Annotated in this window: 14 protein-coding genes; 5 read left to right on the top strand and 9 right to left on the bottom strand. The window is 71.5% G+C overall.

Annotated features, from left to right (window positions below; all coding sequences use genetic code 11):
- Positions 1-381 precede the first annotated feature (381 nt).
- From arc to AR3_RS09520, 3 genes are all read right to left on the bottom strand, one after another.
- The gene (gene arc / locus AR3_RS09510; RefSeq protein WP_067911700.1) at positions 382-2,145 is read right to left on the bottom strand and encodes a proteasome ATPase; all 1,764 of its coding nucleotides are present in this window, start codon (positions 2,143-2,145) and stop codon (positions 382-384) included.
- Between the two features lie 366 nt (positions 2,146-2,511).
- On the bottom strand, positions 2,512-3,492 hold the full coding sequence (locus AR3_RS09515) for a tRNA (adenine-N1)-methyltransferase (RefSeq protein ID WP_083951192.1): 981 nt from the start codon (positions 3,490-3,492) through the stop codon (positions 2,512-2,514).
- Between the two features lie 71 nt (positions 3,493-3,563).
- Positions 3,564-4,757, bottom strand: coding sequence for a site-2 protease family protein (locus AR3_RS09520; protein ID WP_067911703.1), 1,194 nt, complete (start codon positions 4,755-4,757; stop codon positions 3,564-3,566).
- A 288-nt stretch (positions 4,758-5,045) separates the two neighbouring features.
- Here AR3_RS09520 and AR3_RS09525 point away from each other — a divergent pair, with 288 nt between their 5' ends.
- The 5 genes from AR3_RS09525 to AR3_RS09545 all read left to right on the top strand — a co-directional run bounded on the left by AR3_RS09525 (position 5,046) and on the right by AR3_RS09545 (position 12,273).
- On the top strand, positions 5,046-5,918 hold the full coding sequence (locus tag AR3_RS09525) for a RecB family exonuclease (protein ID WP_245637869.1): 873 nt from the start codon (positions 5,046-5,048) through the stop codon (positions 5,916-5,918).
- 488 nt (positions 5,919-6,406) lie between these two features.
- A complete protein-coding gene (locus AR3_RS09530) occupies positions 6,407-7,627 on the top strand; it encodes a sensor histidine kinase (RefSeq protein WP_067911707.1) in 1,221 nt (406 codons plus the stop codon).
- Positions 7,628-7,841: 214 nt separating this feature from the next.
- Complete coding sequence (locus AR3_RS09535) at positions 7,842-8,522, top strand: response regulator (protein WP_067911710.1); 681 nt, start codon at positions 7,842-7,844, stop codon at positions 8,520-8,522.
- A 419-nt stretch (positions 8,523-8,941) separates the two neighbouring features.
- Entirely contained in the window at positions 8,942-9,772 is an 831-nt protein-coding gene (locus AR3_RS09540) for an ABC transporter ATP-binding protein (protein WP_067911713.1), read from the top strand.
- On the top strand, positions 9,769-12,273 hold the full coding sequence (locus AR3_RS09545; RefSeq protein ID WP_227023161.1) for an ABC transporter permease: 2,505 nt from the start codon (positions 9,769-9,771) through the stop codon (positions 12,271-12,273). The genes AR3_RS09540 and AR3_RS09545 overlap by 4 nt, the downstream gene beginning before the upstream one ends.
- A 183-nt stretch (positions 12,274-12,456) precedes the next feature.
- Here the strand turns inward: AR3_RS09545 and AR3_RS09550 are convergent, their stop codons facing one another.
- The 6 genes from AR3_RS09550 to AR3_RS09575 all read right to left on the bottom strand — a co-directional run bounded on the left by AR3_RS09550 (position 12,457) and on the right by AR3_RS09575 (position 19,658).
- Positions 12,457-13,392, bottom strand: a complete 936-nt coding sequence (locus AR3_RS09550; RefSeq protein ID WP_106258687.1) for an ABC transporter permease — start codon at positions 13,390-13,392, stop codon at positions 12,457-12,459.
- Positions 13,393-13,502: 110 nt separating this feature from the next.
- Positions 13,503-14,624 carry an ABC transporter ATP-binding protein gene (locus AR3_RS09555; RefSeq protein ID WP_067911721.1) on the bottom strand — a complete coding sequence of 374 codons (1,122 nt, stop codon included), beginning with the start codon at positions 14,622-14,624 and terminating at the stop codon, positions 13,503-13,505.
- A gap of 20 nt (positions 14,625-14,644) precedes the next feature.
- Positions 14,645-15,772: an ABC transporter ATP-binding protein gene (locus AR3_RS09560; protein WP_083951196.1), complete on the bottom strand. Its 1,128-nt coding sequence runs from the start codon at positions 15,770-15,772 to the stop codon at positions 14,645-14,647.
- Positions 15,772-16,782, bottom strand: coding sequence for an ABC transporter permease (locus tag AR3_RS09565; RefSeq protein WP_067911724.1), 1,011 nt, complete (start codon positions 16,780-16,782; stop codon positions 15,772-15,774). The genes AR3_RS09560 and AR3_RS09565 overlap by 1 nt, the downstream gene beginning before the upstream one ends.
- Before the next feature lie 93 nt (positions 16,783-16,875).
- Positions 16,876-18,624 carry an ABC transporter substrate-binding protein gene (locus tag AR3_RS09570; RefSeq protein WP_067911727.1) on the bottom strand — a complete coding sequence of 583 codons (1,749 nt, stop codon included), beginning with the start codon at positions 18,622-18,624 and terminating at the stop codon, positions 16,876-16,878.
- A 38-nt stretch (positions 18,625-18,662) separates the two neighbouring features.
- Complete coding sequence (locus tag AR3_RS09575; RefSeq protein ID WP_067911730.1) at positions 18,663-19,658, bottom strand: ABC transporter permease; 996 nt, start codon at positions 19,656-19,658, stop codon at positions 18,663-18,665.
- Positions 19,659-20,203: the final 545 nt, after the last annotated feature.

A 20,203-nucleotide genomic window follows, 5' to 3' on the forward strand; every position in this document is an offset into this window, starting at 1 on the left:
GGGGTGGGGTGCTGTTGTGCTCGACATGTCGAGCAGTACGGATGTGGGCCGTTCCGCGGCTTGGTCGTCCGCTCGGTCGGCGTGTCCGGTGGCGGTCTGGGGGCCTGGCGTGCCGGTCGGCGTGGGGGCGTGTGGGCGCGTGTAAGCCCCTCCATCGCCTCCTGGTGGTCGACCTGTAGCTGCTGTGCCCGTCACCGTGGGGGCGTGTAGCGGGGGCGCGTTGCCGGTTGCGGCGGGATCCCGAGCTGGGCGGCCAGCTTGCCGAGTCACCGTGGGGGCGTGTAGCGGGGGTGCGTTGCCGGGGGTGGAATGCGGCGCGGCGGCCACCGGAGGGTGGCCGCCGCGTCAGGTCGTCGGTGATCGGTGCGGTGGTGCGGGCTCCTACAGGTACTGGCCGGTGTTGGCGACGGTGTCGATGGACCGGCCGGCCTCGGCGCCCTGCTTGCCGGAGACGAGGGTGCGGATGTAGACGATGCGCTCGCCCTTCTTGCCGGAGATGCGGGCCCAGTCGTCGGGGTTGGTGGTGTTGGGCAGGTCCTCGTTCTCGCTGAACTCGTCGACGCAGGCGGCGAGCAGGTGGGAGACGCGCAGGCCCTTCTGGCCGGTTTCCAGGTACTGCTTGATGGCCATCTTCTTGGCCCGGTCGACGATGTTCTGGATCATCGCGCCGGAGTTGAAGTCCTTGAAGTAGAGGACCTCCTTGTCGCCGTTGGCGTAGGTGACCTCGAGGAAGCGGTTCTCCTCGGTCTCGGCGTACATCCGCTCGACGACGCGCTGGATCATCGCCTCGACGGTGGCCTCGGGGCTGCCGCCGTGTTCGGCGAGGTCGTCGGGGTGCAGCGGCAGGTCGGGCTTGATGTACTTGGAGAAGATGTCCTTGGCGGCCTCGGCGTCGGGCCGCTCGATCTTGATCTTGACGTCCAGGCGGCCGGGCCGCAGGATCGCCGGGTCGATCATGTCCTCGCGGTTGGAGGCGCCGATGACGATGACGTTCTCCAGGCCCTCCACGCCGTCGATCTCGCTGAGCAGCTGCGGGACGATGGTGTTCTCCACGTCGGAGGACACGCCCGAGCCGCGGGTGCGGAAGATGGAGTCCATCTCGTCGAAGAAGACGATGACGGGGGTGCCGGCGGAGGCCTTCTCGCGGGCCCGCTGGAAGACCAGGCGGATGTGGCGCTCGGTCTCGCCGACGTACTTGTTGAGCAGCTCGGGGCCCTTGATGTTGAGGAAGAAGCTCTTGCCCTCCTGGCCGGTCTTCTCGGCGACCTGCTTGGCGAGGGAGTTGGCGACGGCCTTGGCGATGAGGGTCTTGCCGCAGCCGGGCGGGCCGTAGAGCAGGACGCCCTTGGGCGGGCGCAGGTGGTGTTCGCGGAACAGGTCCGCGTGCAGGTAGGGCAGCTCGATGGCGTCGCGGATCATCTCGATCTGGGAGGCGAGTCCGCCGATCTCCTCGTAGGAGATGTCGGGGACCTCTTCCAGGACGAGTTCCTCGACCTCGGCCTTGTGGATCTTCTCGTAGGCGTAGCCGGAGCGCGGTTCCAGCATGAGGGAGTCGCCGGCGCGCAGCGGGACGCCGCGCAGGGGTTCGGCGAGCTTGACCACGCGTTCTTCGTCGGCGTGGGCGATGACGAGGGCGCGTTCGCCGTCGTCGAACAGCTCCTTGAGCATGACGACTTCGCCCTGGTCTTCGAAGTCGAGGGCCTCGACGACGTTGAGGGCCTCGTTGAGCAGGACCTCTTGGCCGCGCTGCAGCTTTTCGACGTCGACGGCGGGGCTGACGTTCACCCGCAGCTTGCGGCCGCCGGTGAAGATGTCGACCGTTCCATCGTCGCGTGCGCCGAGGAAGACGCCGAAGCCGGACGGCGGTTGCGCGAGTCTGTCGACCTCCTCCTTGAGCGCCACGATCTGCTCGCGGGCTTCCTTGAGGGTCGCCACGAGGCGTTCGTTCTGCCCCGTCACGGCGGCCAGGTTGGCCTGCGCCTCGTGGAGGCGTTCCTCAAGGACCCGAACTTGGCGCGGGGATTCCGCGAGCTTGCGGCGCAGCACGGAGATCTCCTCCTCCAGGAAGGACACCTGCGTTCGAAGGTCCCTGACCTCCTTGTCGTGCTGCGCCCTGCGCGCGCCAGCATCGTCTCGAGCGGCCACGCCCCGTCACCTCCTCACGAAGAGAGCCGACGACCTACTGAGACCCTACCTATCTGGCGGGCTTCCGTAACCTGCCCTTTCGGTGCTCGTGTCGTGCCCGGTGCGGTGCGGCTGCGTGGGAACGTCGCGGGTTCCGGGCCTCAGAATGCCGATGTTTATGCGAATACGCAGTACAGACGCCTTGTGCGGGGGGTGGTATTCCCTCGTGGGGGGCGTGTGGGGTGTGCTGGTCGGGGGCGGGGACGGTTCTGGTCGGTGTGTGAATTCGTTGTTACGTGCTTGCCCTGGGGCGTTGTGGCGTGTCGCCGTGCTGTGGGAGCGGGTTCGGGCGTTGTCCGGTGATTGTTCGGAAATCCGGATTGTGATCTACGCCTCGGGCGTGTCGGCGGCCGGTTCGGCGGGGGCGTCGTCGGCCGGGGCGGTGGTCTGGCGCGGTTCGGCGGCGCGGGCCGCCTCGGCGGGGGTGGGGTGGGCGCCCTTGGCGGGGCGGCGGCGCCGCATCGGCGGGGTGACGCCCTCGGCGAGGCGGCGGGCGGTGACCAGGAAGCCGGTGTGTCCGACCATGCGGTGGTCGGGGCGGACGGCGAGGCCGTCGACGTGCCAGGTGCGCAGCAGGGTCTCGAAGGCGTAGGGCTCGGCGAAGGAGCCGTGTGCGCGCAGGTCCTCGACGACGCGGGACATCTGGGTGGTGGTGGCGATGTAGACGCAGACGAGGCCGCCGGGGATGAGGGCTTTGGCGACGGCGTCCAGGCATTCCCAGGGGGCGAGCATGTCGAGGACGACGCGGTCGACCTCGGTTTCGGCGAGGGAGTCTTCGAGGGAGCCGACGGTGAGGCGCCAGGCGGGGTGGGGGCCGCCGAAGAACCGTTCGACGTTGGCGCGGGCGACGTCGGCGAAGTCGGGGCGGCGTTCGTAGGAGGAGACCAGGCCGTGTTCGCCGACGGCGCGCAGCAGGAAGCAGGTGAGGGCGCCGGAGCCGGCGCCGGCCTCGACGACGCGGGCGCCGGGGAAGATGTCGGCCATGGCGATGATCTGCGCGGCGTCCTTGGGGTAGACGACGGCGGCGCCGCGGGGCATGCGCAGGGCGAAGTCGGCGAGCAGCGGCCGGAAGGCGAGGTATTCGGTGCCGCCGGTGGTGCGGAAGACGGTGCCTTCGGGGCTGCCGATGATGTCGTCGTGGTCGATGGTCCCCTTGTGGGAGTGGAACTGCTTGCCGGGTTGGAGGGTGATGGTGTTGACGCGGCCTTTGGGGTCGGTGAGCTGAACCTGGTCGCCGGGGCGGAAGGGTCCGTGCGGGACGCGCCCGGTGGCGGGGGCGTGGGGGTCGTTCGGCGTGGGTTCGCTCATGGTGGTCAGGTTATCGGTGCGCGGGGGCCGCTCAGGCCGCGGGCGGGGCGCGGGGGCTTCGGTCGGGGGTTTCAGATTCCGGTGAAGGCGCGGTCGACGTCTCCGGCGACGAGGACGCCGTAGACGCGTCCGTCGTCTTCGACGAGGAGGTATTCGGAGGCGGGGGCGCGGCTGATCGCGGCGATGAGGTCTTCGCCGGTCAGGTCGGCGGACAGGGTGAGGTCGGGTTCCAGGCCGCGGGACAGGTCGCCGATGGAGATCCAGGGGCGGCGCTGCTCGGGGGTGGCCTGGACGGCCTTCTCGTTGACCAGGCCGCGGGGGCGGCCGTCGCCGTCGACGATGACGAGGGCGCCGGCGCGGTCTTCGTGGGCGCGGCGGACGGCCTCGGAGACGGGGGTCTCGGCGGTGACGAGGGTGGCGCGGCGGGCGAGGCGGCGGGCGTCGAGCAGGGGGATGCGTTCGCGGACGCGTTCGGCGCGGATGGCCTGGCCGGCGCCGACCCAGATGAACGAGGCGATGAGGGCGGACCACAGCAGGCCGAGCCAGCCGAAGCCGGCGCCGCCGGCGTCGTCGATCCGGTAGGTGGCGAGGAGCGCTCCGGCGAGCAGGCACAGCACGGCCACGCCGCGGCCGACCCATGCGGCGAAGACGGCGCCGCTGCGGGAGCGTCCGGTGGCCTTCCAGACGGCGGCGCGGACGAGGCGGCCGCCGTCGAGGGGCAGGCCGGGCAGCAGGTTGAACAGGCCGACGAGCAGGTTGGCGAAGGTGAGGGCGTCGACGAGCAGCAGCGCGACGGGCGGCAGGGGCAGCAGCAGGTGCGCCAGGACGCCGAGCCCGGCGAGCACGAGGTTGACCAGGGGTCCGGCGAAGGCGATGAGGAATTCGCGGCCGGGGGTGGGGGCTTCCTGTTCGATGCTGGTCTCGCCGCCGAGGATGTGCAGGGTGACCGAGCGGACGGGCAGGCCGAGCCGGAGGGCGGTGACGGCGTGGCTGAGTTCGTGGACGAACACCGAGCCGTACAGCAGCACCGCGTAGGTGAAGGCGACGGCGTAGCTGGCGGGGCGGGGGACGACGTGGTCGACCTGGCCTTCGAACATGACGGTGACGAGGACGGCCACGATGAACCAGCTGGGCGAGACGAACAACGGCACGCCGAACAGGCGGCCGATGTACAGGCCGGGTCCGACGTCGCGGCGGTCGCCTCCGGGGCCCGCGGTGCCGCCGTCGCCGGGCTTGCCGTCGGTCGGGGGTGCGCTGTCTGCCACGTCACCGATGCTACGGGGCGCGGGGCGCGGACTGCCCGCTGGTCCGCTGGTCGTGCGGGGCGGGGCGGTCGCGTCGCGGGGGCGTGGCGGTGCCGTCGGCCGCCGGATGCGGGATTCCGTCGGGGGCGTCCCCTACGCTGCTGGGCTATGACGACCGCCGAGGCCGACCGTCCAGCAAGCACGCAGTCCCCCGTCGGGCCGTCCGCGCCGCGGTGCGCCTCCGACCGTGAGGCGGGCGGGGAGGTCGCGGTGGTCGGGTCGTTGTCGCCGTCGCGGGCGGGGGATTTCATGACCTGCCCGTTGCTGTACCGGTTCCGGGTGATTGATCGGATTCCGGAGCGGCCGAGTCCGGCGCAGGTGCGGGGCACGCTGGTGCACGCGGTGCTGGAGAGGCTGTTCGACTTGCCGACCGAGCGCCGTACCGTGGAGGCGGCGCTGGACATGCTGGTGCCGCAGTGGGAGCGGCTGGTGGCGGAGGAGCCGGAGCTGGCGGAGCTGTTCCGGGACGCGGGGGCCGGCGACGGCGCGTCTTCCGCCGAGGCGTCGGGCGGGTCTTCGCGGGGGGCGGCCGGCGGGGAGTCCGAGGCGGACTGGTTGGAGCAGGCGCGCCGCATGGTGGAGCGGTACTTCACGCTGGAGGATCCGAGGCGGTTGGAGCCGGCCGAGCGCGAGGTGTTCGTGGAGACGGTGCTGGAGTCGGGGCTGCGGCTGCGGGGGTTCATCGACCGGGTGGACGTGGCGCCGTCGGGCGACATCCGCATCGTCGACTACAAGACGGGCACGGCGCCGCGGGCGGATTTCGAGGCGCGGGCGCTGTTCCAGATGAAGTTCTATGCGCTGGTGCTGTGGCGGCTGCGCGGGCGGGTGCCGCGGTTGCTGCAGCTGATGTACTTGGGGAACGGCGAGATCTTGCGGTACGCGCCGGACGAGGCGGACCTGCGCGCCACCCAGCGCAAGATCGAGGCGCTGTGGCAGGCGATCCGGCGCGCCATGGAGACGGGCGAGTGGCGGCATAGGCCGAGCCGTCTGTGCGACTGGTGCGATCACAAGGTCCGTTGTCCGGAGTTCGGCGGCACTCCCCCGCCGCTGCCGGCCGCGCCGGCGGACCGGCCGTCGCCGGCCGATGTGGAGTCGTCGCTGCGCGAACGCGACGATCTGTGACCCCCGCGTGCGCCGCGCCTGGCCCGGTGGGCTCGTCCGTGCGGTGGACGAGGCTCCGAGTGGGGGTTGGTCGCCGATTTCACGGGCTTGAGGCCGCCGCGCTCGGTTCATGGGCCGACCGGGTTTCGTAGGCGGTCGCTTTGCCTCGGGTCGTCCTGTGCCGCGTGTGCGGCCCCGCCTCCGCTCCCCCGCTCCGTGTCCGGGCTCACGTTCTCGCCTGCGCGCCCGTCCTGTGCGAAAGGGCCGGTCGGGGGCGGCAGGGGCGGTTGCGGGAAAGCGGGCGTTGCGGGATCTTGTTACCGCGTCGGTAAGGCGGCCGGTGAGCATGAGGAGAGCTGTGAGGAGGGGCCGGTGGGGCCGCGGTGGTGCCGCCGGGGCGCGGGCCGTCGCGCGGGGACGCGCCCGTCGGCGGGCTCATCCTTGGGGAGGACCGCAGATCCGCGTGCAGGAGGTCTTCCCGGCGGGCCTGGGCTCCTAGGGTGAGAACCGTGTCACCCCGTATTCGTCGCCTTCACACCTGCCGCGCCTGGCTTCAGGCGCGGCCGCAGGCGGCCGACGCCTTGCTCGCGGTCGTCCTGCTGGTGGTGGGGCTGCCGCAGCTGTACGTGGAGCGGCTGCCCCACGGCCTGAGCGACGCGTTCGCCGAGCCGGACGCGTTGCAGCTGGCGCTGGTGGTGGCGGCGACGATGGCGCTGACCTTCCGGCGGACGCATCCGCTGGCGACGCTGTGCTTCATGTCGGCGGTGCAGGTGTGGCTGCGGCTCGGGGACTACCGGCCGAGCGTGCCGGACGCGGTGGCGTTCCTGGTCGGCGTGTACAGCGTGGCGGCGCACCGGCCGCTGGCCCGCAGCAGCCTGGGCGGGCTGCTGGCGCTGGTGGTGTTCAACACGCTGCTGGCCTCCTTCCCGGTGGATCTGGGGTTCTTGACGTACCTGTCGGAGAACGCGCTGGTCGTCGGCGTGTGGGTGCTGGGCCGCAACCTGCGGATGCGGCGGGCGTACTACGCCGAGCTGGAGGACCGGGCGGCGCGGCTGGAGCGGGCGCGCGGCACCGACGCGCGGGCGGCGCGGGTGGAGGAGCGGTCGCGGATCGCGCGGGAGCTGCACGACGTGGTGGCGCACCACGTCAGCGTGATGACGGTGCAGGCGGGCGCCGCGCGGCGGGTCCTGGACCGCGACCCGGACAGCGCGCGGGAGGCGATGACCACGATCGAGGAGGTGGGGCGCACCGCGTTGAGCGAGATGCGCCGGATCGTGGGGGTGCTGCGCACCGAGCGGGACGGCGACCGGGAGGGGCAGGAGCTGGTGCCGCAGCCGGGCCTGGGCGATCTGGACGAGCTGCTGCAGCACGTGCGGGACACGGGCCTGTCGGTGCAGCTGTGGATCGAGGGCGAGGCGCGCGCGTTGTCGCCGGGGGTGGACGTGGCGGCGTTCCGGCTCATCCAGGAGGCGCTGACCAACACCCTCAAGCATGCGGGGGCGCAGGCGCGGGCCTGGGTGCGGCTGTCGTACACCGACGAGGACCTGACCGTGGAGGTCGAGGACGACGGGCGGGGCACGGCCACGATCATGGCGGACAACGGGGAGCGGCCGGGGCACGGCCTGGTCGGGATGTACGAGCGGGTGGCCCTGTACGGCGGTGAGCTGCGGATCGGGCCGAGGGTCGGCGGCGGTTTCGGGGTGCGGGCCCGATTCCCCTTGAAGGCGTAGTCCCCTTTGGGATGCGCGTAGATTGTTCGACGTTGGCGTGATGGGGGGCGGTGTCCCCCACGCCGGTCTCGGACGGGCGCCCGGCTCAAGGCGCGGGCGCGCGGCCGGGGACCGGTGCAGGAACCGGCGGCGGGGAGGCGCCGGGCGGCGATGCGAGGAGCGGGTGGATGAGCGCGAGCCGGCACACGGCGGGACGCACGGGCGGGGCGCGGCCATGAGCACGGTGCGGGTGCTGCTGGTGGACGACCAGCCGCTGCTGCGGACGGGGTTCCGGCTGATCCTGGAGGCGGAGGACGACATCGCCGTGGTCGGCGAGGCCGGCGACGGCGCCACGGCGGTGGAGCTGACCCGGTCGCTGCTGCCGGACGTGGTGCTGATGGACATCCGGATGCCGGGGACGAACGGCATCGAGGCGACCCGGCGGATCGTGCGGGACGGGGCCGCCTCGCACGATCCGCGGGTGCTGATCCTCACCACGTTCGATCTGGACGAGTACGTGATCGAGGCGGTGCGGGCGGGGGCCAGTGGGTTCCTGCTCAAGGACTCCCCGCCGGAGGATCTGGTGCAGGCCATCCGGATCGTGGCGGCGGGGGACGCGATCGTGGCGCCGAGCGTGACGCGGCGGCTGCTGGACAAGTTCGCCACGCGGCTGCCCGCGGTGCACGAGTCGGCGCCGCCGCCCGGGCTGGACACGCTCACCGAGCGGGAGCGGGAGGTGCTGCAGCTCGTGGCGCGGGGGCTGTCGAACGCCGAGATCGCCGCGGAGCTGGTGGTCAGCGAGACGACGGTGAAGACGCACGTGGGGAACGTGCTGGCGAAGCTGGGGCTGCGGGACCGGGTGCAGGCTGTGGTGTACGCCTACGAGACGGGTCTGAGCCGCCCCGGCCAGCGCTGACCCGGCGACAACGGTCGCCGGGCGGGCGTTGAGCGGCCGCGTGCGCCGGTCCGCGGCCCATCCCCCGGGCGTGCGAGCCCGGGCGGCGTTCCGCCCGTGGGGGCGTGGGGGCGTGTCGTCGCTGGTCGGCACGGGTGTCCCCGAGGGGGTTCCCTGAGGGGCGCCCTGAGACGCCCCTGAGTCGTCCCTGTCTGAGGTGCCCCCTCGTCCTACTCCGGTCGGACGAGCGGGGGGTACAGTCCTCCTGCCGGGGACGGAGCACCGAATCCGTGCTGGAGGCTCATTTTTCCGGCGCTTCCCGCATCTACTGTTCTAGTCGGGTGATCGACGGGGGAGTTCGAGCCCGCGCCGGACCCGCGCCGCGGTCCGGTTCCGTTCACCGATTCCGCGTTCCACTTTCGCAGACAGGGGAGTTCACGTTGACGAACACCGCCCCACCGACCGCCGATGCGCCCGGGGCGGGCGACTTCGCCGCACGGGCACACCAGATCACCAAGGTCTACGGCTCCGGCGACGCCAAGGTCATCGCCTTGGACGCGGTGACCGTCGGCATCCCGCGCGGCCGGTTCACCGCGATCATGGGCCCGTCGGGTTCCGGCAAGTCCACCCTGATGCACTGCATGGCGGGGCTGGACTCGGTGGACTCCGGCCAGGTCTTCATCGGCGACGTCGACCTGACCAAGCTCCGCGACAAGCAGCTGACGCGGCTGCGCCGCGACAAGGTCGGGTTCATCTTCCAGGCGTTCAACCTGGTTCCCACGCTGACCGCGCTGGAGAACATCACCCTGCCCATGGACATCGCCGGGCGCCGTCCCGACCGGGAGTGGCTGGACCGGGTGATCGACACGGTGGGGCTGCGGCAGCGGCTCAAGCACCGTCCCAACCAGCTGTCGGGCGGGCAGCAGCAGCGGGTGGCGTGCGCCCGCGCCCTGGCGTCCCGCCCGGAGATCATCTTCGCGGACGAGCCGACCGGCAACCTGGACTCGCGGGCGGGCGCGGAGGTGCTGGGCTTCCTGCGCGACTCGGTGACGTCGATGGGGCAGACGATCGTCATGGTCACCCATGACCCGAACGCCGCCGCCTACGCCGACCAGGTGCTGTTCCTGCAGGACGGGCGGATCGTCGACACGATGAGCGAGCCCACCGCCGAGCGGGTCCTGGAGCGGATGAAGGGCTTCGAGCTGCCGGGCGGCGTGTCGGGCCGCCCCTTCGCGGGCGGCAGCGAGGTGTCGGGGGCGGCCGCGCGATGATGGCGAAGGTCACCCTCCGGAACCTGGCGGCGCACAAGATCCGCCTGGTCCTCACCGCCGTGGCGGTGATCCTCGGCGTGGCGTTCGTGTCCGGCACGCTGATCTTCACCGACACGATGACCAAGCAGTTCGACGACCTGTTCGACAGCATCGGCAAGGACGTGGCCGTCGACGTGCGGGCCAAGCGGGCCGTGGAGGACCCGATGGACGACGGGTCCGGTTCCCCGCCGGTGCCCGCGTCCCTGGTGGAGACGCTGCGCAAGGTCGACGGCGTCCGGGACGTGTTCGGCAGCGTCACCGGGTACGCCGCCGTGGTCGGCCGCGACGGCAAGATCGTCGGCGCGGAGAGCAACGGGCCGCCGCAGCTCGGCGTGAACTGGGAGCCGGGCGGCGACTTCGACATCGTCTCCGGCCGCGCGCCGCGCGGCCCCCAGGAGGTGGCGCTGGACTCCGACACCGCCGGCAAGGCGGACGTGCGGGTCGGCGACACCGTGACGATCGCCACGCAGGGCCCGCCGCAGCGCATGCGGCTGGTCGGCGTGTTCGACACCGGCGGCATGATGGGCGCGACCGTCGCCGCGTTCGACACGCCCACCGCGCAGCGGCTGGTGGGCCGTCCCGGCTACTTCACCGACATCCAGATCAGCTCGGCCGGGCCCGGCGAGACCGAGCTGCGCGACCGCGTCGCCCGGGTGCTGCCCGCCGGGGTCGAGGCGATCACCGGCACCCAGATGCGCGAGGAGGCCAAGAGCGACGTCGCCGCGTTCATGGGCTTCTTCCGCACGTTCCTGCTGGTGTTCGCGCTGATCTCGATCTTCGTCGGGGCGTTCATCATCTTCAACACCTTCTCCATGCTGGTCGCCCAGCGCACCCGGGAGCTGGCGCTGCTGCGCGCGATCGGCGCGGCCCGCCCGCAGATCACCCGCGCGGTGGTCGGGGAGGCCGTCGCGGTCGGCGTGGTCGGGTCCACCCTGGGGCTGGCCGCGGGCGCCGGACTGGCCCAGCTGCTCAACGTCCAGGTGATGGGCGACGACGGGGGCCCGCTGGTGTTCACCCCCACCCCGGTGATCTGGTCGTACGCGGTCGGGATCGTGGTGACGGTGGTGTCGGCGTACTTCCCGGCCCGCCGCGCCGCCAAGATCCCGCCGGTGGCGGCGATGCGCGACGACGTGGCGCTGCCGCAGCGGTCGCTGCGGGTCCGGGTGGCGCTGGGGTCGCTGCTGACCGCGGCGGGCGCGGCGCTCATGGCGCTCGGGCTGACCGGGGGCGGCGGCAACCCGGCGGTCCCGGTGGGGATCGGCGCGCTGCTGGTGTTCCTCGGCGTGGCGATGCTCGCCCCGGTGATCAGCGTCCCGGTGGTGCGGGTGCTGGGCGCGCCGTTCGCGCGGCTGATGGGCGCGCCGGGGCGGCTGGCGCGGCAGAACGCGCTGCGCAACCCGCGGCGCACCGCCGCCACCGCCGCCGCCCTGATGATCGGCCTGGCGTTGATCACCGCGGTGAACGTGCTGGGGTCGTCGATGCGCGCGTCCATCGACGCGCAGATCGACAAGCAGTTCAACGCCGACTACATCGTGTCGCCGACCGGCGCGGGCGGCATCGGCACCGAGGTCGCGGGGAAGGTCGCCGCCACGGCGGGCGTGTCCGCCGCCACCCCGTTCTACATGGGCCAGGCCAAGTTCGACGGGAAGCGGCAGTTCTACGCGGCGGGCGACGCCGCCGCCCTGGCCCGCGGGACCAGCATGAAGCTGGTGTCCGGCGGGATGGACCCGGGCCGCGACGGCATGCTCGTCAGCGAGGACCTCGCCGAGTCCAACAAGTGGACGGTCGGCAGCGCCGTGCCCGTGCTGTTCCCCGACGGCAAGACCGAGCGGCTGCGCGTCGTCGGCGTGTACGCCAAGAACGACGTGGTCGGACCGCGGGTCCTCGCGGAGGAGACGTACCTGGCGCACACCGCGCGGCCCAAGGTGCAGGGCGTCGTCGTCGAGGCGGCGCGGCCGGGCGCGGCCACCAAGCAGGCCATCGAGCGCACCCTGGCCGACTACCCCAACCTGAAGGTGCAGGACCGCACCGGGCTGAAGAAGGAGGCCGCGCGGCAGGTCGACCAGTTCGTGACGTTCCTGACCGTGCTGCTGGTCATGTCGGTGATCATCGCGGCGGTCGGCGTGATCAACACGCTGGCGCTGTCGGTGATCGAACGGACCCGGGAGATCGGGCTGCTGCGGGCCATCGGCACCAGCCGGCGGCAGCTGCGGCGCATCATCCGGCTCGAGTCGATCGTCATCGCGGTGTTCGGCGCCGTGCTCGGCATCGCCATCGGCGTGGTGTTCGGCGCGGCGCTGCAGCGGGCGCTGGAGGGCGAGGGGCTGACCGTGCTCAGCGTCCCCGTCGCCACCCTCGCGGTCTACGTGGTGGTGGCCGCGGTGATCGGCGTGCTGGCCGCGGTGTGGCCGGCCTGGCGCGCCGGGCGCATGGACGTCCTGAAGGCCATCGCCACGGAGTGACGCCGGCCGGGCGGCCCGGAGCGGGCCCCCGGTGCGCGGGCGCCCCGCGCGGCCTTCCGGCCGCGCGGGGCGCTTTTCTGTCCCTTCCCGCGGGGTCTCCCGCTCCGCCTCTCCCCCGACGCCGCACCGGTCCGTCACGTACCGGCCGGCAACGCGCCGCACCGGTCGGCCGCACCCCTGCCTTCAGGCGCGGCGCGGGTTGAGGGCGGCGTGGACGGCGTCGCCGAGCACGGTGAACGCCACCGTCGTGAGCAGCAGCAGCCCGGCGGGGACGAGCAGGAACCACCACGCCGTCTGGTAGTAGTCCTGCGCCTCGGCCAGCATCCCGCCCCAGCTGGGGACGGACGGATCGGCCCCGGCGCCCAGGAACGTCAGCGTCGACTCCAGCACGATCGCCTGCGGCACCAGCAGCGACGCCAGCGCCGTCACCGGCGCCGCCAGGTTCGGCGCCACCTCCACGGCCATGATCCACAAAGGGCCGGCGCCGAGCGCCCGCGCCGCCTGCACGTACTCCTGCTCGCGGATCGCCAGCACCTGCGCGCGCACCACCCGCGCCATCGCCGCCGACGAGAACACCGCGATCACGCACACCGTGGTCACCAGCCCGCCGCCGAACGTCGTGGCCGCGACGATCGCGACCAGCAGGTACGGGAACGACAGGACGATGTCGGTCGACCGGCCCAGCAGCGCGTCGGCCGGTCCGCCCAGCAGGCCCGCCGCCATGCCCGCCGCCACGCCCAGCAGCGTCGCCAGCGCCGTCGCGCCCACGCCCACCAGCAGGGACACGCGGGCGCCGTAGGCGGCGCGGACCAGCACGTCGCGGCCGAGGGCGTCCGCGCCGAGCCAGAACCGCGCCGACGGCGGCGCGGGCCGCCCGAACGCGTCCAGGCCCGTCGCCGGGTAGGCGCGGCCCGCGGCGTGCCCCGTCCACGCCTCCAGCAGCGGTGCCGCCGCCGCGAACAGCACCAGCACCGCCAGCACGGCGCACGCGGCGACCGCCCGCCGGTCGCGGCGCAGCCGCGTCGCGACCGGTCCGCGCAGCCCGACGAGCGGCCCGGGCCGCGCCGCCGCGGCCCGCCGCATCCGGGCCGTGACGGCGAGCACGCCCACGTCCCGCATCTGCCCTCCCCGTGTCCGGATCCGTTTCCACGACGAATCTCGTGGACCGGGGGGCGGATGTCGCGCCGAGTGTCCAGACCGTTACACAACGAGCCCGGACGGGGCGGCCGTCAGTCGTCGTCGGCGTCGAGCTTCGGGTCGCCCTCGACGGGGGTCACGGCGCCGCTGCCGCCGACGGCGGCCTTGGCGACCTCGTCGGTGGCGCTGACCGTGGTGTTCTCCGGGAAGTGGCACGCGGTCAGGTGGCCGGGGCTCAGCTCCACCAGCGGCGGCTCGGTCTGCTTGCAGATGTCCTGCGCCTTCCAGCACCGGGTGTGGAAGCGGCAGGCGGGCGGCGGGTCCAGCGGGCTCGGCACGTCGCCGGTCAGGCGGATGCGCTCGCGGCCCTCCCGCTTGGACGGGTCGGGGATCGGCACGGCCGACAGCAGCGCGTTGGTGTAAGGGTGCATCGGCCGCTCGTACAGGTCGTCCCGGTCCGCCAACTCGACGATCTTGCCGAGGTACATGACGGCGACCCGGTCGGAGATGTGCCGCACCACCGACAGGTCGTGCGCGATGACGATGTAGGTCAGGTCCAGCTCGTCCTGCAGGTCCTCCAGCAGGTTGACCACCTGGGCCTGCACCGACACGTCCAGCGCCGACACCGGTTCGTCGGCCACGATCAGCTTGGGCCGCAGCGCCAGGGTGCGCGCGATGCCGATGCGCTGGCGCTGACCGCCGGAGAACTCGTGCGGGTAGCGGTTGTAGTGCTCGGGGTTGAGCCCCACCAGTTCCAGCAGCTCCTGCACGGCCCGCTTGACGCCGTGCTCGGTCTCGATCTTCTGCAGCCGGAACGCCGCCCCGATGATCGCGCCGACCGTCTGCCGGGGGTTCAGCGACGAGTACGGGTCCTGGAAGATCATCTGCAGGTCCCGGCGCAGCGGCCGCAGCTGCCGCTGGGACATGTGGGTGATGTCGTGGCCCTCGAAGACGATCTTGCCGAAGCTGGGCTCGAGCAGCCGCATGATCATGCGGCCGGTGGTGGTCTTGCCGCAGCCGGACTCGCCGACCAGGCCGAGCGTCTCGCCCTTGCGGACCGAGAACGACACCCCGTCCACGGCCTTGACCGCGCCGACCTGCCGCCGCAGGAGCCCGGCGGTGACCGGGAAGTGCTTGCCGAGCCCCTCCACCGACAGCAGGGTCTCCCCCTCGGCGACGGTCTTGGTCTCGGCCGCGGTTGTCTTGGTGCTCACAGTGGCTCCACCCGTGCTCGTCACAGTTTCGGCGCGATCTCGGTGTTCCAGATCTCCCGCCGCCGGCTCAGCGGCAGGTGGCAGGCCACCTTGTGGCCCGGCTCGACCTCGCGCAGCTCCGGCCGTTCCTTCTGGCTCTTGCCGTCGGTCAGCTCGGCGTAGGCGCACCGCGGGTTGAACGCGCAGCCCGACGGCACGTTGATCAGGCTGGGCGGGGTCCCCTTGATCGGCATCAGCCGCTCCGAACGGGCCCGGTCGAGCCGCGGCATCGACCCCAGCAGGCCCCACGTGTAGGGGTGCAGCGGCCGGTGGAAGGCGTCGTCGACGCTGGCGTACTCGACGCAGCGGCCGGCGTACATCACCAGGATGTCGTCGGACAGCTCCGCCACCACGCCCAGGTCGTGGGTGATCATGATGACGGCGGAGTTGAACTCCTCCTGCAGGTCGCGGATCAGGTCCAGGATCTGCGCCTGCACCGTCACGTCCAGCGCGGTGGTGGGCTCGTCGGCGATCAGCAGGTTGGGGTTGCAGCACAGCGCCATCGCGATCATGGCGCGCTGGCGCATGCCGCCGGAGAACTGGTGCGGGTAGTCGTCGACCCGCCGCTCCGGCCGGGGGATGCCGACCCGGCCGAGCATGTCGATCGCGTGCTTGCGGGCGGCCTGCTTGGAGACGTCGTTGTGGATCCGGTACGCCTCCATGATCTGCTGGCCGACCGTGTAGAACGGGTGCATCGCCGACAGCGGATCCTGGAAGATCATCGCCATCTCGCGGCCGCGCAGCTTGCGCACCTCGTCGGGCGGGGCGCTGACCAGCTCCTTGCCGTTCAGCCAGATCTCCCCCGACACGCGGGCGTTGCGGCGGTTGTGCAGGCCGAGGATGCCCAGGCTGGTGACGCTCTTGCCGGAGCCCGACTCCCCCACGATGCCCAGCGTCTTGCCGCGCTCGAGCTGGAACGACAGCCCGTCCACCGACTTGACCAGGCCGTCGTCGGTGGGGAAGTGGATCCGCAGGTCGCGCACCTCCAGGAACGCGGTCGGCGGCCGGGAGCCGCCCTCGCCCCAGGAGTCGTCGGCCTTCTTCACGGACGAGTCGACGGCCAGGCCCGTGTTGCCCGCCTCGGAGGCCTTGTCCTTGCCCTTCGCCATCAGTTGTGCCTCACCCTCGGGTCGACGACGCCGTACAGCAGGTCGACGACCAGGTTCGCCAGGACGACGAACAGCGCCGCGACCGACACCACGCCGAGCACCACCGGCAGGTCGCTGCCGATCACGCCGGCCAGCGCGAGCTCGCCCAGGCCGTGCAGGCTGAACGTGCTCTCCGTGAGCACCGCCCCGCCCAGCAGCAGGCCGATGTCCATGCCGAACATCGTCAGCAGCGGCGTCAGCGTGCCGCGCAGCGCGTGCTTGGTGATGACCGTCTTCTCCGGCAGCCCCTTGGCCCGCGCCGTGCGGATGTAGTCCTCGTTCATCGTGTCCAGCATGCCCGCCCGGGTCATCCGCGCGTACATCGCCGCGTACAGGAACGACAGCGTCACCCAGGGGAGGATGAGATTACCCGCCCACTTGAACGGGTTGTCCAGGAAGGAGTGGTAGCTGACCGGAGGCAGCAGGTCCCATTGGTGCACGATGAACGTCAGCGACAGCAGCCCGGTGAAGAAGATCGGCAGCGACACCCCGGCGAGCGCCATCAGCATCGCGGCCCGGTCGAACACCGTGCCCTTGCGCAGCGCCGACAGCACGCCGATCGACACGCCGGCCAGCAGCCACAGGACCGCGGCCCCCACCACCAGCGACAGCGTCACCGGGATCCGGTCCAGCAGCACGTCGGTGACGTTGATGTTGTCGCGGAAGGAATAGCCGAAGCACGGCGCCGGACAGTCGATCACGTCGGTGCCGGTGTCGTATTCGGAGCCGGCGACCACGCCCTTGAGGAACCGGGCGTACTGGACCGGGACGGGGTCGTCGAATCCGAACCGCTCCTTGATGGCCTGCACCGTCTCGGGCGTCGGCGACTTGCCGGCGAACCGGGAGGCCAGGTCGTCCGGAGTGGTGCCGGCCAAGCGGGGCAGCAGGAAGAAGATCGAGAAGGTGACCGCGCTGATGATCACCACGAGCGCGGCCGCGCCCACGAGCCTGCGAACGATGTATGCGATCACGGTTCTGCGGCGGTGGGCGGCCGCCCGGGCTCGTGACCCGGGCGGCCGCCCGGCGCCTTCACCTGCTTTCGTTCAGCGAGTGGTGTCGGGCCCTCAGCCGCTCAGGCCGAGCGTCGAGTAGTTGTACATGCCGTAGCCCTCGTGGAAGAACACGTTGGTCAGTGTCGGCGGGCGGTACAGCAGGGACTTGGCGTACACGTTCGGGATGACCGCGGCCTCCCTGCGGTAGATGTCGTCCACCTTGTTGTACAACTCGTTGCGCTTGTTCGGGTCGTTGATCTTCACGACCTCGTCCCAGATCTTGTTGACCTCGGCGTTGTCGAACAGACCCGGGTTGGCGTTGCCGGACTCGACGATCGCGTCCTTGTCGGTGATCGCCTGCAGGTAGCCGTAGCCGGTCGGCCAGTCGGCGTGCCAGCCGTAGGTGCCGAGGCCGATGCCGTTCTTCTCCACGAAGGACGGCGAGCCGAACTGGTCGTTGGTGTAGGTGCTGGCCGGGTAGCCCTGCAGGGTCAGCTTGATGCCGACGCGGCCGAGGGACTGCTGCAGCGCCTCGGCGACCGCCTTCTCCTTCGGCCGGTCGCTGCGGTAGACCATCTTGGTCTCGAAGCCGTTCGGCTTGCCGCAGGCCTGCAGCGCCTTCTTGGCCTCCTCGACGTTGCCGGTGTAGCCCTTCTCGGCCTTGGTGTAGTGGTCGACGCCCTTCTGGCGGCCCTCGACGCTCGGCGGCATGATCGAGGTGGACAGCTCGCCGCCGACGTCACCGCCGTAGGCGCGCCACATCGCGTCGCGGTTGGCCGCCCACACCATCGCCTTGCGGCACTCCAGCGGGATCAGCTTGGTGTTGATCGGGTTGTACCAGCTGAAGCCGCCGGGCGGGTTGTCGGCGTTCTTGCGCTTCTCGGGGTCGGTGAGGATCGCCTTGCGGGCGTTGTCCTGCACGCCGGTGCCCGGCAGGTCCACGTGGATCTGCCCGGACAGCAGCTGGTTGTCCAGCTCGTCGGCGTTCATGCCGGCGATCAGCTCGATGCGGTCCGGCAGCTGCTTGCGGTTGGGGTCGGTGGACTGGTCCCACTGGTCGTTGCGGACCAGCACGCCGCCCTTGCCGGGCTGGTAGTCCTTCTCCCACTTGTAGGGGCCGGACGACACCGGGTGCAGGCCGTACCGCTCGCCCTTGTCCTTGTCCTGCGGCACCGGCGCGGTCTGCCCGCTGAAGGTGACCAGCTCGTTGAACTCGGCGAACGGCTCCTTCAGGTGGAAGACCACCGTGTAGTCGTCGGGGGTGGTGACGCCCTTGAAGTGGTCGAGGTTCTTGTCCTTGTAGGGACCCTTGTAGCCGTCGGCGTCCAGCAGCTGGGAGAAGTAGCTCGGACCGTTGCGCAGCACGCCGCGGTCGAACGTGCGGGCCACGGCGTACTTGATGTCCTTGGCCGTGATCTCCCGGCCGTCCTCGTACTTCAGACCCTTCTTCAGCTTGTAGGTCCAGGTCTTGTTGTCGTCGCTGGGCTGACCGAGGCTCTCGGCCAGGTCCGGCACCGGCTTCCAGCCCTCGGCGCCCGGCTTGGCCGGGTAGGTCAGCAGCATGCGCGAGTACAGCCGGGCGAAGTTGTTCGCCCAGGCGTAGTACATGTCGCCGGGGTCGATGGAGTCGATGTCGGAGCTGGTCGCCATCTTCAGCGTGCCGCCCCGCCGGTCGGACGGGTTGTGGATCTTTCCGATGGCGTCGTTGCTGACCTTGGTGCTGGTGCCTTCGCCATCGTCGTCGCCGCCGCCGCACGCCGACAGCAGGCTGAGCGCCAGCGTGCCGGCGGCCGCGGCCGCAAGGACCTTGGGCCTTCTCATGAGCTCCCTTTCAACTATGACGGTCGTCCCCGCGGGGGTCAGCGGGTCCGGGGGTCCAGTGCGTCGCGCAGTCCGTCACCGAACACGTTGAAGGCCATGACGGTGACGAAGATCGCGATACCGGGGATGACCACGTAGTGGGGCGCGATCTGGTAGGTCTTGACCGCGCTGGACAGCATGTCTCCCCACGAGGGGGTCGGCGGCCGGATGCCCACGCCCAGGAACGACAACCCCGCCTCGAACAGGATGTTCGTGGGGATCATCAGGGTGGCGTACACCAGGATCGGCGCGACCAGGTTCGGCAGGATCTCTCGGACGATGATGTAGGGGGCGCGGGCCCCCATCGCGCGCGCGGCGTCCACGAACTCGCGTTCGCGCAGCGACAGCGTCTGGCCGCGCACGATCCGGCCGATGTAGGGCCAGCTGAAGAAGCCGATGATGACCACCAGCATGGCGATGCGCAGGCCGTTGCCGCTGAGACCCAGCATCGAGTCGGGCAGGACGCCGACGATGGCGATGGCGAACAGCAGCAGCGGGAAGGCCAGGAAGATGTCCATGACCCGCGCGATCAGCGTGTCGATCCAGCCGCCGAAGTAGCCGGCGATCACGCCGAGGGTGGTGCCGATGAAGGCGGCCACCAGGGTGGCCAGGAAGCCCACCAGCAGCGACACGCGCGAGCCGTAGATGATGCGGCTGAACAGGTCGCGGCCGGTGGTGGGCTCGAGGCCGAGCAGGAAGTCGCCGCTCATTCCGCCGAGCGGCTTCATCGGCGCGCCCAGCGTCGGGTCGATGAGGTCCTGGTGGTACTCGTTGGGCGGGTGTCCGAACAGCTTGACCAGCACCGGCGCGAAGATCGCGACCAGCACCAGCAGGATGATCACCACACCGCCGGTCATGGCGACCTTGTCGCGCCGCAGCCGCAGCCAGGCGATCTGCCCGAGCGAGCGGCCCTGGATGGCCTTGCGCCCGACCCCCTCGAGGACGGCGTCCGGCTGGGCGGTCTCCGACCCGGACACCTCGATCGGTGCGGTCACGCTGCGTACCTCCTACCGTTCGGCCACGTCGCCGTCGGCGCACGCGCCGCGATCGCGGGATCTCCGCCCCGCATGCCCGTTACGCCGTGTTTGCTGAGGGAAAACTAGTCCTTCGGCCACGACTGTCCATCGGCGAACCCGCGTCTGCCAGTACCCGTTTCTGACTTGTGATCTCGTCGTCATCTAGGGCACATGCGATCCGCGGTTTTGAAGCGACAAACCGCCCAGATGGTACGCACGCGGATGGACGCCGGGCACTGCGCCGGGCCTGACCCCCCGTAAGTTTTATCGATCCGAAGCCGATTCGATACCGATCCGGCGCAGGTCAGCGGCGCGGCGGACGGTGCGGGGCGCCCGCGCGCCGCCGAGGAGCCGCGGTGAACGGCCGGGACGGCCGGCCCGGCCGTCGTCCGCCGCCGCGGCCCGCCGCCGCGGTCACGTGCCCCTCACGGCCGCGCCACGCGGCGTCCGCTCCGGCGCCGTGCCCATCACGGCGCGGCGTCGCACCTGAGCACGCGGCGCGGCGGTCCGTGGACGCCGCGTGC

The organism is Actinomadura rubrobrunea NBRC 15275 (assembly GCF_001552235.1).
GTDB classification, from domain to species: domain Bacteria; phylum Actinomycetota; class Actinomycetes; order Streptosporangiales; family Streptosporangiaceae; genus Spirillospora; species Spirillospora viridilutea.

Bases quoted from the DNA above. Each gene is read 5' to 3' on its own strand.
- AR3_RS09560 (WP_083951196.1), bottom strand. From the start codon at position 15,772: ATGGCGAAGGGCAAGGACAAGGCCTCCGAGGCGGGCAACACGGGCCTG.
- AR3_RS09535 (WP_067911710.1), top strand. From the start codon at position 7,842: ATGAGCACGGTGCGGGTGCTGCTGGTGGACGACCAGCCGCTGCTGCGG.
- AR3_RS09550 (WP_106258687.1), bottom strand. From the start codon at position 13,392: ATGCGGGACGTGGGCGTGCTCGCCGTCACGGCCCGGATGCGGCGGGCC.
- AR3_RS09570 (WP_067911727.1), bottom strand. From the start codon at position 18,624: ATGAGAAGGCCCAAGGTCCTTGCGGCCGCGGCCGCCGGCACGCTGGCG.
- AR3_RS09515 (WP_083951192.1), bottom strand. From the start codon at position 3,492: ATGAGCGAACCCACGCCGAACGACCCCCACGCCCCCGCCACCGGGCGC.
- AR3_RS09545 (WP_227023161.1), top strand. From the start codon at position 9,769: ATGATGGCGAAGGTCACCCTCCGGAACCTGGCGGCGCACAAGATCCGC.
- AR3_RS09525 (WP_245637869.1), top strand. From the start codon at position 5,046: ATGACCTGCCCGTTGCTGTACCGGTTCCGGGTGATTGATCGGATTCCG.